The sequence below is a fragment of the Streptomyces sp. TRM68416 genome (assembly GCF_014596915.1).
Lineage (GTDB): Bacteria > Actinomycetota > Actinomycetes > Streptomycetales > Streptomycetaceae > Streptomyces.
Map to the genome: position 1 here is coordinate 97,098 of NZ_JACVWU010000012.1, position 15,046 is coordinate 112,143.

The following is a 15,046-nucleotide window of genomic DNA, read 5'->3' on the forward strand; positions in this document are numbered from 1 at the left end:
CCTTTCTGTTCACCAAGCCCCTGAAGCCGTGTTCGCTCAGAGCGAACGGTCTTCCGGCCCCGGTGCGCCCCACTCCACCTGGGGCCCGTCGTAGTGGGCCGCGTGCCGGGACGGACGGGCCGCTGCGCCCAGGGCGAAGACATCCTGGGCGCCGTCGAGCACCCCGCCCGAGGGGTCGTCGTCGCCGGCCCGGCGCACCACGTCCCGCTCCGGCATGAGGATGTCGCGGACGACCACGGCACACAGGTAGAGCGTCCCCAGCAGATGCAGTGCGATGGCCCAGTGGTAGCCGTCGGTCGGCAGCCCCTTGTGGGCGTCCCCGCTGGTCGTGTACGCGAGGTACATCCAGATCCCCAGGAAGTACGCCACTTCGCACGTCTGCCAGATCAGGAAGTCCCGCCACTTCGGGCGGGCGAGGACGGCCAGCGGGACCAGCCACAGGACGTACTGCGGCGAGTAGACCTTGTTGGTGAGGATGAACGCCGCCACGATCAGGAAGGCGAGCTGGGCGAAGCGCGGACGGCGCGGGGCGGTCAGCGTCAGCGCCGCCACACCGGCGCAGCACAGCAGCATCAGCACGACGGCGAGGTTGTTCACGGTCTCGGTGCTGAGGGGGTCGCTGGAGTTCTGGGCCATGATCAGCCAGAAGGAGCCGAAGTCGACGCCCCGCTCCTGGCTGAACGTGTAGAACTTCGACCAGCCGTCGAAGGCCAGCAGCATCACCGGAAGGTTCACGACCAGCCAGGCGAAGGCCGTGCCGCCCACCGCCTTCCCGAAGTCCCGCCATTTGCCCGCCCGCCAGCACAGTACGAACAGCGCGCCGAGGAGGAGGACGGGGTAGAGCTTGGCGGCCGTGGCAAGCCCCAGCAGGACGCCGAAGGACAGGGAGCGGCCCCGCGACCACATCAGCATCGCCGCGGCCGTCAGCGCGACCGCCAGCAGGTCCCAGTTGATGGTGGCGGTCAGCGCGAAGGCGGGCGCCAGGGCGACCAGCAGGCCGTCCCAGGGGCGCCTGGCCTGCGTACGGCTCACGCAGACGGCGATGACGGCCGCGCAGACCATCAGCATTCCGGCGTTGACCATCCAGTACCACTGTTCCTGGTCCTGGATGCTGCCGCTGCCCGGCGTGAGCCAGGAGGCCACCTCCATGAACACGCCGGTCAGCACCGGGTATTCGAGGTACTCCATGTCGCCGGAGAGCCTGTCGAAGTACGGCACGAGGCCGTCGGCGAAGCCGCGTCCCTGGTAGAGGTGCGGGATGTCGGAGTAGCAGGCGTGTGTGTACTGCGAGCTGGCGCCGTAGAACCAGGCACCGTTGTAGCAGGGCGCCTTCTGGACCAGTCCGAGGGCGAACATGCCGATCGCCACGAGGACAACGACCCGTACGGGGGTCCACCACGACGTCCCGAGCAGGGCACGCCGCCCGATGGGACCGCCGATCAGCTCGCTGCCGCTGCGGGCCACCTCGTCGTCCTCGGTCGGCCGCACCGGGTCCGGCTCGTGCACGCTCGATTGCGTCGTCTCTGCACTGGGCATGGGCCACATCCTGCCGTACGCGTCTGCGAAAACGCCGTGGGCCGCCGCACCTGGTCGGTGCGGCGGCCCATGTTTCACGTGAAACACCCTCGACGGGCGATATGGCGCCTAACGGTCGGCGCTACCCGTTCGAGCCTCCGAAGAGGCCTCCGCTGCCGTTGCCATTGCCATTGCCGTTACTGGTGTCGCTCGACTCCGTGGGTGTCGGCGAGGACGTCACGCCGCCGTCCGTACCGCCCGTGTCGGTGCCACCGTTGGACGTGCCACCGTCGCACCAGCCGAACTGGCAGGTCTCGCTGGCCGTGGGCGAAGGAGTCGGCTCCGGCTGGTCCTTGTCGGGCTTGTCCTCCTTCGTCTCGCTCGGGGTCGGGCTGGGCTCCTCGGCGGTGACGGTCGGAGTCGGAGACGGAGCCCCCTCGCCGTCCTGCACCTCGCCGATCTCCTCGGCCTCCGGGAACCCGGGGTCGTCCTCGCCCTTCAGCGCGGCCTTCATGTACTCGGTCCACACCTCGGTGGGGATGTCACCACCGTGGATGGAGTCCACACCGGCCGTGCCGTTCATGGAGAGCAGGGCGTGGCTCTTGGGGTTCTCACGGAACATCGCGACCGAGGTCGACAGCTGCTGCGTGTAGCCGACGAACCACGCGGACTTGTTCTCGTCGGTGGTACCGGTCTTGCCGGCCGCCGTGCGGCCCAGGGCCTTCGCGTTCGTGCCCGTACCGTTCTGGATGACGTTCTCCAGGACGTCCGTGACGTTGTGGGCCACGTTCTCGGGCATCGCCTGCTTGATCTTCGGCTTGGAGAAGCCGGGCTCCGGCTGTCCGCCGTGCTTGACCTCGGTCACCGAGTACGGGTCGGCCTGCTTGCCGGAGGCCGCGAACGTCGCGTAGGCATCGGCCATGCGGATCGCGCTGGGGGTCGACGTGCCGAGGGCGAAGGACGCGTTGCGGTACGCGAGGGAGCCCTTCAGGATGCCGGCGCTCTGGGCCACGTCGGCGACCTTGTCCATCCCTACGTCCATACCGAGCTGCACGAACGGTGTGTTGACCGACTGCTCCATCGCCTTGCGCAGGGTGATGTAGCCCCAGGGGTACTCGCTCTCGTTCTTCTGGTAGAAGGGTGTGTTGTCCTTCTTCAGCACATAGGTGCCGTCGTTCTGCTTGACCTTGAGGTTGTCGTCGCCGTTGTACTTGCTCATCGGCGAGACGCCCTCACCGTCGCTCCTGTACGTGCCGTACTGCATGGCCGCGGCGAGCACGAACGGCTTCCACGTCGAACCGACCGGCACACCGGCGGTGTCCGCATTGTTGGTGAAGTGACCGTTCTCGTACCCGGCACCGCCGTAGAGGGCGACGATCGCGCCGTCGTTGGGCTTGACGGACGCGGCGCCGAACTGGACGTGCCGGTCCAGTTCCCTCTTCTTCGGGTCGAGACGCTCGTCCTCGATCTTCTTGACGGCCTTGGCCAGCGCTTCGACCTTCTTCTTCTCGAAGGTCGTGTAGATCTGGTAGCCGCCCTGGTCGAACTGCGTCTGGGGGATGTCCGAGTGGGCCAGGACGTACTTCTTGGCCGTGTCGACCAGGTAGCTGATCTGGCCGGTCATGCCCTTGGCCGCCTTGCGGCCGTCGGGCTCGGGGTACTTCTTGATGGCCTTCTGGTACGCGGCGTCCGTGAGGTACTTGTCCTTGTGCATCTCACCGAGGATCCAGCTCCAGCGCTTCTCCGAGTTCTGGCGGTTCTGCTTGGGAGTCGCGCGGGAGTCGAGGTCCTGGTTGCCCGCGGGGTCGTAGTAGGTCGGGCCTTTCAGCAGAGCGGCGAGGAAGGCGCACTCGCTGTCCGTGAGGTCCTTGGCGTCCTTGCCGTAGTAGGTCTGGGCGGCGGCCTGGATGCCGTACGCGCCACGGCCGTAGTACGACGTGTTCAGGTAGCCCTCAAGAATCTCGTCCTTGCTGAGCTTCGTGCCCACCTTGATGGAGATGAACATCTCCTTGAACTTGCGCGAGACCGTCTGGTCCTGGCTCAGGTAGGTGTTCTTGACGAACTGCTGGGTGATCGTCGAACCACCCTGCACGTCACCGCCCCGGGCCATGTTGGCCAGCGCGCGGGCGATACCCATGGGGTCGACGCCCGAGTCGTCGTAGAAGCTCTTGTTCTCGGCCGAGATCACGGCGTAGCGCATGGCCTTGGGGATCTCGGCCAGGTCGACGTTCTGCCGGTTCTCGCCACTGCCCGTGGCGACCATCTGCGTGCCGTCGGCCCAGTAGTAGACGTTGTTCTGCGACTTCGCCGCGGCGTTCTGGCTGGGGATGGAGACCATCGCGTACCCCAGGCCTGCGATGATCACCAGGCAGCCGAGGAAGGCCAGGCTCAGGCCGGAGACGAGCTTCCAGGACGGCGTCCAGCGGCGCCAGCCGTACTTGCCCGCGCGCGGGTAGTCGATGAACCGCTTCTTGGCGGGAGGCGCCGTACGGCCGCGTCCCCGCCCCGGGCCGTTCGGGCCACCGCCGCCCCGTCGGCCCGGCTCCGCAGCCCTGCGGCGGCCGCCTCCGCTTCTCTGGGCCGCACGCCGGGCTTCGGCGCGGCCGCCGTACTGACGCTCCTCGCCTCCCGGACCGTAGGACTCCGACGCATGGGAAGCCGTCCCATAGTCGGAAGGAGATCCGGTGGCGCCTCGCGGTGCCGCTCGGCGGCCGGAGGACGAGCCGGACTGGCCGCGTCGGGCCGCGGCACGTCCGCCTCCCTGCGGCTGCGGCGGTTTGCGACGGTGCTCGCTCATCGAACGACTACTCCTCGGGCAGGCGCACCCGTGTGACGCGCCTGGAAACGGCGGCTGGTTTCCGGTCCCCCCGAAGTACGGACGCGGCTGGTTCCGCATTCACCCGTACTGCACCGGGGACGACGACGCCCCCAGGCATCACTCGGTTCCCGGTGGTGTGCATGGCGCACAGACTACGCACCGTCAAAACCCGCCTAGCCCCGAAGTTCACCCCAAATCAGGCAACTCGCTTCCCATGAATCATTGATGTGATCCCGTTCACCATTCCCCCCCTTGTCGCATCTCTCGGACCGTTCTATCGTCGTGATGTATCGAGTCGATACATCAGCGCGACATAAGAACCGTCAGGGCACCCGGTCACACGGGTCGCGGCAGAGAGGAGGCGACGATGAGCCGGCGCTCCGGGATCCTTGAGTTCGCCGTCCTCGGCCTGCTCCGCGAATCCCCGATGCACGGCTATGAGCTGCGCAAACGACTCAATACGTCACTGGGCGTGTTCCGTGCGTTCAGCTACGGCACGCTCTATCCCTGCCTCAAGACGCTGGTCGCCAACGGCTGGTTGATCGAAGAGCCGGGGAGCGCCCCCGAGGACGCCCTGGCCGCATCACTCTCCGGGCGTCGCGCCAAGATCGTCTACCGGTTGACGGCAGAAGGTAAGGAGCACTTCGAGGACCTCCTGTCGCAGACCGGCCCCGACGCGTACGAGGACGAACACTTCGCCGCTCGTTTCGCCTTCTTCGGGCAGACCTCGCGCGACGTACGCATGCGCGTACTGGAGGGCCGTCGCAGCCGGCTGGAGGAGCGCCTGGAGAAGATGCGCGCCTCCCTGGCCCGCACCCGGGAGCGCCTCGACGACTACACGCTTGAGCTCCAGCGCCACGGAATGGAGTCCGTGGAGCGCGAAGTGCGCTGGCTGAACGAGCTCATCGAGAGCGAGCGGGCCGGACGGGACCTGAAGGGTTCCGGCTCCGGGGGGTCCGCTCAGCAGGACAACACCAATGGATCGACGGGCGGCCTGCCCCGTCCCGGGGACACCCCCGGGACGGATACGCCCGGCGACACCGCCACGTGAGCGCCCAGTCAGGGCCTCACTCGTACACACAGGGAGCAACCGGAATGGGTTCGGTTCGCGTAGCCATCGTCGGCGTGGGCAACTGCGCCGCGTCGCTGGTGCAGGGAGTCGAGTACTACAAGGACGCCGACCCGGCGTCCAGGGTCCCCGGCCTGATGCACGTGCAGTTCGGTGAGTACCACGTCAAGGACGTGGAGTTCGTCGCCGCGTTCGACGTCGACGCGAAGAAGGTCGGCCTCGACCTCGCGGACGCCATCGGCGCCTCCGAGAACAACACCATCAAGATCTGCGACGTGCCGAGCACGGGCGTGACCGTCCAGCGCGGCCACACCCTCGACGGCCTCGGCAAGTACTACCGGGAGACGATCGAGGAGTCCTCCGAGGCCCCGGTCGACGTCGTCCAGGTCCTCAAGGACAAGCAGGTCGACGTTCTCGTCTGCTACCTGCCCGTCGGCTCCGAGGACGCGGCGAAGTTCTACGCCCAGTGCGCCATCGACGCCAAGGTCGCCTTCGTCAACGCCCTCCCGGTCTTCATCGCCGGCACCAAGGAGTGGGCGGACAAGTTCACCGAGGCGGGCGTCCCGATCGTCGGTGACGACATCAAGTCGCAGGTCGGCGCGACCATCACGCACCGCGTCATGGCGAAGCTGTTCGAGGACCGGGGCGTCATCCTGGACCGCACGATGCAGCTGAACGTCGGCGGCAACATGGACTTCAAGAACATGCTGGAGCGCGACCGCCTGGAGTCCAAGAAGATCTCCAAGACGCAGGCCGTCACCTCCCAGATCCCCGACCGGGACCTCGGCGAGAAGAACGTCCACATCGGCCCGTCCGACTACGTCGCCTGGCTCGACGACCGCAAGTGGGCCTACGTCCGCCTCGAAGGCCGTGCCTTCGGCGACGTCCCGCTGAACCTGGAGTACAAGCTCGAGGTCTGGGACTCCCCGAACTCGGCCGGTGTGATCATCGACGCCCTGCGCGCCGCGAAGATCGCCAAGGACCGCGGCATCGGCGGCCCGATCCTGTCGGCCTCCAGCTACTTCATGAAGTCCCCGCCGGTCCAGTACTTCGACGACGAGGCCCGCGAGAACGTCGAGAAGTTCATCAAGGGCGAGGTCGAGCGCTAAGGCTCGCAAGTCTGCTCCTGCCAGGGCCGAGAAGGGTCCCCGGGTCGTACGGCCCGGGGACCTTCCCGTATGTGAGGCTGTGCCCCATGTCCGTCGCCCGCGACCTGCGCGTTCTGCTCCGCTTCCAGGACTTCCGGCGCCTGCTCACCCTGCGGCTGCTCTCCCAGGGGGCCGACGGCGTCTACCAGGTCGGGCTCGCCACCTACGTCGTCTTCTCCCCGGAGAAACAGACCTCGGCCGCCGCCATCGCCTCGGCCATGGCCGTCCTGCTCCTGCCGTACTCGCTCGTCGGCCCCTTCGCCGGCGTCCTCCTGGACCGCTGGCGCCGCCGCCAGGTCTTCCTCTACGGCAACTTACTGCGCGCCCTGATGGCCACGGCGACCGCCGTCCTGATGGTCAGCCAGGTCCCGGAGTGGCTGTTCTACGTCTCCGCCCTGTGCGTCACCGCAGTCAACCGCTTCGTCCTCGCCGGCCTGTCCGCCGCCCTGCCCCGCGTGGTCGACGAAGAACGCCTGGTGATGGCCAACTCCCTGTCCCCCACGGCCGGAACGCTCGCCGCGACCGCCGGCGGCGGCCTCGCCTTCGTCGTACGCCTGCTGGTCGCCGACTCCGACGCGGCCGTGGTGGTGCTGGGCGCCGCCCTGTACCTGTGCGCGGCGCTGGCGTCACTGCGCATGTCCCGGGAACTGCTGGGCCCCGACCGCGAGCTGGTCCAACCCCGCCTGACAGCGGCCCTCTCCGGCACCGCCCGCGACCTCATGGCCGGTGTCCGCCATCTCGCCGCGCCGCCCCGCCGGGAGGCGGCCTGGGCGCTCGGCACGATGACCCTGATGCGCTTCTGCTACGGCGCCCTGCTGGTCATGCTGCTGATGCTGTGCCGCTACGAGTTCTCCTCGACCACGGACGAGGGGCTCGCCCTGCTGGGGCTCGCGCTGGGCATCTCCGGAGCCGGCTTCTTCGCGGCGGCCGTCCTGACGCCCTGGGCGGCGGGACGGCTCGGACCGGGCCGCTGGATCGTCGTGTGCGCCGCGGTCGCCGCGCTCCTGGAACCGGCCCTGGGGCTGCCGTTCGCCACCGTCCCCATGCTGGCCGCCTCGTTCGTCCTGGGCCTGACCACCCAGGGCGCGAAGATCGCCACGGACACCATCGTGCAGTCCTCGGTCGACGACGGCTTCCGTGGCCGGATCTTCTCCCTCTACGACGTCCTCTTCAACGCCGCCTTCGTCGGCGCCGCCGGTGTCTCCGCCCTGATGCTGCCGCCCGACGGCCGCTCGGTGCATCTGGTGGTCACGGTCGCCGTTATCTACGCAGCAGTTGCTACTGCTATGGCCCGTTTTGAACGCCAGTAAGTGTCACATCAGTGACACAGAGCCCCTCCTGACTACTGACTTGTCAGTGCGGCCCGATAACTTACGTGGGTCTTATGCGCGACTCATTCGCGCCACTCACCCATGTTCTAGGGGGGACCCCCAAGTGACCACTCCGCCGCCCCAGGGCCAGAACCCGTTCGCCCAGGGTCAGAACCCGTACGGCCAGCCCCAGGGTCAGGCGCCGCAGCAGCCGGGCTTCCCGCAGCAGGGCGCGGCTCCGTACGCCCCGGAACCGCCGGAGGCTCCCCGCCGCAAGCTCAGCTTCAAGACCATCAAGAACATCGTCATCGTCCTGGCCGTCATCGGTGTGGCCGTCGGCGGCTACATAGCCAGCCGGAACGACGCCAACACCGCCGCTGTGGGCGACTGCATGCACCGCGGCAGCAGCGACGACAACAACCCGGACCTTGAGGTCGTGGACTGCAGTTCCTCGGACGCCCAGTACGAGGTGCTCGCGAAGATCGAGGGCACGTTCAGCGGCCTGACCGCCGAGACGAAGTGCGAAGCCAAGACGAAGGAATTCCAGTACGTCTACACCCAGTCCGGCGACGGCGGCGACTTCCTGCTCTGCCTGAAGGACTACAAGAAGTAGGCAGGACGCCGAGAGGGGCGGTGTTTCACGTGAAACACCGCCCCTCGGTGCGTTCCGGGGTCATGTTTCACGTGAAACATGACCCCGTTTCACATCCTCAGCCCTGCTGCTCGGCCCACCACTCCTTGAGTGCCGTCACGGCCGCATCGCGCTCCATCGGACCGTTCTCCAGCCGCAGCTCCAGCATGTGCTTGTAGGCGCGGCCGATGGCCGGTCCGGGGCCGATGCCGAGGATCTCCATGATCTGGTTGCCGTCGAGGTCCGGACGGATCGCGTCGAGTTCCTCCTGCTCCTGGAGCTGGGCGATCCGCTCCTCCAGGCCGTCGTAGGCGCGCGAGAGGGCGGATGCCTTGCGCTTGTTGCGGGTCGTGCAGTCCGAGCGGGTCAGCTTGTGGAGGCGGTCGAGGAGGGGGCCCGCGTCTCGGACGTAGCGGCGGACCGCCGAGTCCGTCCACTCGCCCGTGCCGTAGCCGTGGAAGCGCAGGTGGAGCTCGACCAGGCGGGAGACGTCCTTCACCAGCTCGTTGGAGTACTTCAGGGCCGTCATCCGCTTCTTGGTCATCTTCGCGCCGACCACTTCGTGGTGGTGGAACGAGACCCGGCCGTCCTTCTCGAAACGACGCGTGCGGGGCTTGCCGATGTCGTGGAGCAGCGCGGCGAGGCGGAGGGTGAGGTCGGGGCCGTCGTCCTCCAGGGCCATCGCCTGCTCCAGGACGATCAGCGTGTGCTCGTAGACGTCCTTGTGGCGGTGGTGCTCGTCGCTCTCCAGGCGCAGGGCCGGCAGCTCCGGAAGCACGTGCGCGGCGAGCCCGGTCTCGGTCAGCAGCTCCAGGCCCTTGCGCGGGTGCGCGGACAGGATCAGCTTGTTCAGCTCGTCCCGCACCCGCTCGGCGGAGACGATCTCAAGGCGCCCGGCCATCTCCGTCATGGCCGTCACGACCTCGGGGGCCACCTCGAAGTCGAGCTGCGCGGCGAAGCGTGCCGCCCGCATCATCCGCAGAGGATCGTCGGAGAAGGACTCCTCCGGCGTGCCAGGGGTGCGCAGCACCTTCGCGGCGAGGTCGTCGAGGCCGCCGTGCGGGTCGATGAACTCCTTCTCCGGCAGCGCGACCGCCATCGCGTTCACCGTGAAGTCACGGCGAACGAGATCCTCCTCGATGGAGTCGCCGTACGACACCTCCGGCTTGCGCGAGGTCCGGTCGTACGCCTCCGACCGATAGGTGGTCACCTCGATCTGGTAGCCGTCCTTCTGCGCCCCGACCGTGCCGAAGGCGATCCCGACCTCCCACACGGCGTCCGCCCACGGGCGCACGATCTTCAGGACGTCCTCGGGGCGGGCGTCCGTCGTGAAGTCCAGGTCGTTGCCGAGCCTGCCGAGCAGCGCGTCCCGGACCGATCCGCCGACCAGGGCGAGTGAGAACCCGGCCTCCCGGAAGCGGCGGGCGAGGTCGTCGGCGACTGGCGCGACCCGCAGCAGTTCACTCACCGCGCGGTGCTGCACCTGGTTCAGGACGCTGAGGTTGTCTTCGTTGGCGTTCGGCACAACAAAAGAGGGTACGTGGCCGCGGCAACCCGGAGCGCCTCCATTAAACGTGCACAAAAGCACTCCCCTTTATACGGGCACATACAGGACAGCCCGGCAGCGTGAGCCGATCTTGTGGAGCAGTCCGCGGCACTTACCCTCAGCGCGCATCGTTACCATGCGTGGACGCACATTCCGACGACCACTGACACGACGAGGGACGGGCGAGCGCGTGGCCGAGGCGGCAGACTTCCAGGGGATGCATCCCTCACCTGCCCGCCGGTGGCTGCGGCGCACCGGGGCGCTGCTCGCCGGAGCGCCCCTACTGGCCGGCCTCGTCCAACTGCCCGCCACTTCCGTCCAGGCCGTCGGCCGGACCTCCGCCCCGGCCGCCTCGGGCTCCAGCACGGTGGCCGTGTCCGTCGACAGCCTCACCCCCGCCGTCCCCACGGACGGTGACACGCTGACCGTGTCCGGCACGGTGACGAACAACAGCAAGCAGGCCGTCACCGACGCCCAGGTGGACCTGCGCGTGGGCCCGGAGCTGACCACCCGCTCCGGCATCGAGGACGCCGCCAAGCGCACCGGCTACCAGGAGGGCGCGGACGGCAGAGCGGTCGGCGGGAAGTACGTCGAGAAGTTCGCCAAGCTCAGCCCGGGCGTCTCCGAACGGTTCAGCATCTCCGTACCGGTCGACGACCTGGACCTGGGCGGCGACGGGGTCTACCAGTTCGCCGTCTCCCTCTTCGGCAAGACGGCCGCACAGCAGTGGAACCAGCCGCTGGGCATCCAGCGGACGTTCCTGCCGTGGCAGACCGACGAGGCCGACACCAGGACGAAGACGACGGTCCTGTGGCCGCTCGTCTCCACCACCCACATGACCGCGCAGACGGGGGCGAACGAGTCTCAGACGCGCGTCTTCCGTGACAACGACCTCGCCGCGGAACTCGCGCCGGGCGGCCGCCTGCAACAACTGCTGACGCTGGGCAAGGACCTCGACGTCACCTGGGTGATCGACCCGGACCTGCTGGCCTCCGCCGCCGCCATGGCGGGCGGCTACCGCGTCCAGAACGAGAACGGCACCACCACGGCCGGCACCCGTGCCGACCAGGAGCTCGCCCGGAAGTGGCTCGCCGAGCTCCAGGACGCGGTCGCGGACAACGAGGTCGTCGCCCTGCCCTTCGCGGACCCCGACCTCGCCTCCCTGGCCCACAACGGCACGAACGTCACAGGTTCGCTCACCCACCTCAAGGAAGCCACCGACGTCGCCGACGACACCGTCGAGTCGATCCTCCACGTGACGCCGAGCACCGACTTCGCCTGGCCCGTGGACGGCGCGGTGGACCCGTCGATCGTCAAGGTCGCCACATCGGCAGGGGCGGACAAGCTGATCGCACGCAGCGACAGCCTGGAGGAGACGGACGGCCTGACCTACACGCCCTCCGCGGCCCGCCCCATCGGCGGCGGCACGACGGCGGTGGTCGCGGACGCCCGGCTGTCCACGGCGTTCCGGGGCGACATGACGAAGGCGTCCGCCTCGACGCTCGCGGTGCAGGGATTCCTGGCCCAGAGCCTCGCGCTCAACCTTCAGACGGACAAGCAGCGCAGCATCGTCGTGGCTCCGCAGCGCATGCTGTCGGCACCCCAGGCGCGGGCGCTGGCCGAGGCGGTGAAAGCCCTCCAGGAGGGCGGTTGGTCCCAGTTCCAGGACCTCACGTCCACCGCCACCGGCAAGCCCGACCCGGGCGCCACCACGAAGGTCCGGGCGGCATCCGCGTACCCCGCCGCCCTGCGCAAGCAGGAACTCCGGCAGCCGGCCTTCCAGCAGATCGCGGCCACCCAGGACAAGCTCGACAGGTTCCAGGTCATCCTCTCCGACAAGTCCCGGGTCGTGACCCCCTTCGGGCGCGCCATGAACCGCGAGATGTCCACTTCATGGCGCGGTCGCGGCGCCGAGGCGACCGAGTACCGCGACGGCGTGGAGCGGTACCTGGACTCGCTGGCCGACCAGGTCACGCTGATCGAGAAGTCCGCGACCAAGCTCTCCGGACGCAGCGCCACGATCCCCGTGACGGTGCAGAACAACCTGGTGCAGGGCGTCGACAAGCTGGTGCTGCGCCTCACCTCGACGAGCCCGCGGCGCCTGAAGATCGGCGGCTACACCTACGAGGAGCAGCCCGTCACCGTCTCCGGCGGTCACAGCCAGACGGTGAAGTTCACCACCTCCGCCGAGGCCAACGGCCAGGCCGAGGTGATCGCGCAGCTGTACACGGAGGACGGCCAGAAGTACGGCGAGCCGGTCAAGTTCGACGTGAAGGTCACCGAGTTCACGGCGACCGTGATGCTGGTCATCGGCGGCGGCTTCCTCCTTCTCGTCCTCGCCGGCTTCCGTATGTACACGCAGCGCAAGCGCGCCGCAGCCCGCGAGGCCGAGGACAGCGGTCCGGACGCCGCGGACGGGATCGCGGACGGTCCGGAGAACCCCGCGGGGCCCGATGACCGTCCTACTGAGGAGTCCGGCACCGGACCCCGGGCAGACGACCCGGAGCAGCCGAGTGACCCGGCACCTGACACCCCAGCGGAAAGCCCGGACCCGTCCGGGACGGGTGAGAGAGTGGACCGTTGAGGATGTCGTGGCCGGTGGGCCCGGGACGATGAGGTGGGGTAACCATGAACGCGCCGTACGACGGTGACCGCGGCCAGGCCGCGGGCAGCTCGGGTCATCCCGAGGGCCCGCCGCCCGAGCACGGCCAGGTACCGCCGCAGCCGCCGGCGGACATGTACCTCCAGGACGCCTACGACCAGGACCCGTACCGGTCGCAGGATCTCACCGCCCAGGACCCGGTCGCCGAGGCGCTCTACGACCGCGCCGCGCACCCCCCGCCGCCCCCCGGCTCGCACCATCCGCAGCAGCCCCTGTACGCCCAGCCCCCGCAGTCGCCGTACGCCCCCGACCCACGCGTGTGGGCCCAGACGCCCGCGCCCGAGCCGGACGGTGCGACCCAGTACCTCCCCTACGGCGACGATCCGCGCACGACCCAGTACGTCGGCGTCGACGACCTGGTCACCCACTCCGCCGACGAACGCCACGAGCCGGACGCCTTCGCGCACCTGTTCCGGGACCAGGAGCAGGGCGGCGGACGCCCGCCGTACGAGTCCCCGTCGGTACCGGGCCCGGCAGCCGAGCCCGGCCGGCACCAGCAGGCCCAGGCGTCCACCCCGCCCCCGGCCGACGCGACCATGAACCTCGGCACCGCGCCGGCACCCGCCCCCGCCCCCGCGGCACCGGCCCCGGTGGCACCCGCGAAGAAGGGCGGCAAGGCCGCCGGGCTGCTGAAGTCGAGCGCGGTGATGGCGGCGGGAACGATGGTGTCCCGGCTCACCGGGTTCATCCGGTCGGCGCTGATCGTCGCGGCGCTGGGCACCGCCTTCCTGGGAGACGCCTTCCAGGTGGCCTACCAGCTGCCCACCATGATCTACATCCTCACCGTCGGCGGCGGCCTGAACTCCGTCTTCGTGCCGCAGCTCGTGCGCGCCATGAAGGAGGACGAGGACGGTGGCGAGGCGTTCGCGAACCGTCTGCTGACGCTCGTGATGGTGGCGCTCGCCGCGCTCACCGCGATCGTCATGTTCGCGGCCCCCCTTCTGGTGCGCGCGCTGTCGAACCCCGTGGCCAGCGACCCCGCTGCCAACGACGTCGCCATCACCTTCACCCGCTACTTCCTGCCCTCCATCTTCTTCATGGGCGTCCATGTGGTGATGGGTCAGATCCTCAACGCCCGCGGCAAGTTCGGCGCGATGATGTGGACTCCGGTCCTCAACAACGTCGTCATCATCGTGACGCTCGCGCTGTTCCTCTGGGTGTACGGCACCTCCGAGCGCTCCGGAATGAGCGTCACGAACATCCCGCCGGAGGGGCAGCGGCTGCTCGGCGTGGGCATCCTGCTCGGCCTCGTCGTGCAGGCCCTCGCGATGATTCCCTACCTGCGCGAGACCGGGTTCCGGCTGCGCCCGCGCTTCGACTGGAAGGGCCACGGCCTGGGCAAGGCGGCGGCGCTCGCGAAGTGGACCATCCTGTTCGTCCTCGCCAACCAGGCGGGCGCGCTCGTCGTCATCCAGCTGGCCACCGCCGCCGTCGCCGACACCAACATCGCCGGCACCGGCTACAGCGCCTACGCCAACGCCCAGCTGATCTGGGGCCTGCCCCAGGCCATCATCACCGTGTCCCTCATGGCCGCCCTGCTGCCGCGCATCTCCCGCTCCGCCGCGGAGGACGACGGCGGCGCGGTGCGCGACGACATCTCGCAGGGCCTGCGCACGACCGCGGTCGCGATCGTGCCCATCGCCTTCGGGTTCGTCGCCCTCGGCATCCCGATGTGCACGCTGATGTTCGGTTCCTCGGGCACCAGCGCCGCAACGAACATGGGCTACATGCTGATGGCCTTCGGCCTCGGCCTGATCCCGTACTCCGTGCAGTACGTCGTCCTGCGGGCCTTCTACGCCTACGAAGACACCCGAACCCCCTTCTACAACACGGTGATCGTGGCCGCGGTCAACGCAGCCGCCGCCGTTGTCTGCTTCCTGGTGCTCCCGCCCCGCTGGGCCGTGGTCGGCATGGCCGCCTCATACGGCCTCGCCTACGTGATCGGCGTCGGCATCGCCTGGCGCCGGCTGCGCAGGAAGCTGGGCGGAGACCTGGACGGCAGGCGCGTGCTGCGCACCTACGCCCGGCTCTGCATCGCCTCCGTGCCCGCGGCACTGCTCAGCGGCGCCGCCTGCTACGGCATCGGCAGCACCCTCGGCCAGGGCGTCATCGGCTCCCTCGCCGCCCTTCTGGTCGGTGGCGGCGTCCTGTTCGCCGTCTTCTTCGTCGCCGCCCGCCGGATGCGGATCGAAGAAGTGAACTCGCTGGTCGGAATGGTCCGGGGGCGTCTGGGGCGCTGAGGCGCGGGTACGCGCACAACCATCGTTCGCCACCGTGTGTCGTGCATAGCGGCGGACTGTGGGCACAATTGGTTTCGGCGTCTCAGAGCGCGCAACGGATGGGGAGG

9 protein-coding genes are annotated in these 15,046 nt (G+C 68.9%); 6 read left to right on the forward strand and 3 right to left on the reverse strand.

The window, feature by feature from the left end; translation table 11 throughout:
• Nucleotides 1-36: 36 nt before the first annotated feature.
• Entirely contained in the window at nucleotides 37-1,536 is a 1,500-nt protein-coding gene (locus tag ICC28_RS20335; RefSeq protein WP_188290061.1) for a glycosyltransferase family 87 protein, read from the reverse strand.
• 121 nt (nucleotides 1,537-1,657) lie between these two features.
• Nucleotides 1,658-4,312, reverse strand: a complete 2,655-nt coding sequence (locus tag ICC28_RS20340; protein ID WP_188290062.1) for a transglycosylase domain-containing protein — start codon at nucleotides 4,310-4,312, stop codon at nucleotides 1,658-1,660.
• 388 nt (nucleotides 4,313-4,700) lie between these two features.
• Here ICC28_RS20340 and ICC28_RS20345 point away from each other — a divergent pair, with 388 nt between their 5' ends.
• The 4 genes from ICC28_RS20345 to ICC28_RS20360 all read left to right on the forward strand — a co-directional run bounded on the left by ICC28_RS20345 (nucleotide 4,701) and on the right by ICC28_RS20360 (nucleotide 8,473).
• Nucleotides 4,701-5,384, forward strand: coding sequence for a PadR family transcriptional regulator (locus tag ICC28_RS20345; protein WP_188290063.1), 684 nt, complete (start codon nucleotides 4,701-4,703; stop codon nucleotides 5,382-5,384).
• Between the two features lie 44 nt (nucleotides 5,385-5,428).
• Nucleotides 5,429-6,511 carry an inositol-3-phosphate synthase gene (locus ICC28_RS20350; protein WP_188290064.1) on the forward strand — a complete coding sequence of 361 codons (1,083 nt, stop codon included), beginning with the start codon at nucleotides 5,429-5,431 and terminating at the stop codon, nucleotides 6,509-6,511.
• A gap of 86 nt (nucleotides 6,512-6,597) precedes the next feature.
• Entirely contained in the window at nucleotides 6,598-7,860 is a 1,263-nt protein-coding gene (locus ICC28_RS20355; protein ID WP_188290065.1) for an MFS transporter, read from the forward strand.
• A gap of 124 nt (nucleotides 7,861-7,984) precedes the next feature.
• Nucleotides 7,985-8,473 carry a hypothetical protein gene (locus ICC28_RS20360; RefSeq protein ID WP_188290066.1) on the forward strand — a complete coding sequence of 163 codons (489 nt, stop codon included), beginning with the start codon at nucleotides 7,985-7,987 and terminating at the stop codon, nucleotides 8,471-8,473.
• A 97-nt stretch (nucleotides 8,474-8,570) separates the two neighbouring features.
• Here ICC28_RS20360 and ICC28_RS20365 read toward each other — a convergent pair whose 3' ends face one another.
• Nucleotides 8,571-10,016 (reverse strand): CCA tRNA nucleotidyltransferase, encoded by a 1,446-nt coding sequence (locus ICC28_RS20365; RefSeq protein ID WP_188290067.1) that lies wholly within the window; start codon nucleotides 10,014-10,016, stop codon nucleotides 8,571-8,573.
• Nucleotides 10,017-10,227: 211 nt separating this feature from the next.
• Between ICC28_RS20365 and ICC28_RS20370 the strand changes: the two genes are divergently transcribed.
• Together ICC28_RS20370 and murJ are read left to right on the forward strand one after the other, a co-directional pair.
• Nucleotides 10,228-12,621, forward strand: coding sequence for a DUF6049 family protein (locus tag ICC28_RS20370; RefSeq protein ID WP_188290068.1), 2,394 nt, complete (start codon nucleotides 10,228-10,230; stop codon nucleotides 12,619-12,621).
• 44 nt (nucleotides 12,622-12,665) lie between these two features.
• Nucleotides 12,666-14,939, forward strand: a complete 2,274-nt coding sequence (murJ, locus tag ICC28_RS20375) for a murein biosynthesis integral membrane protein MurJ (protein ID WP_188290069.1) — start codon at nucleotides 12,666-12,668, stop codon at nucleotides 14,937-14,939.
• Nucleotides 14,940-15,046 lie beyond the last annotated feature (107 nt).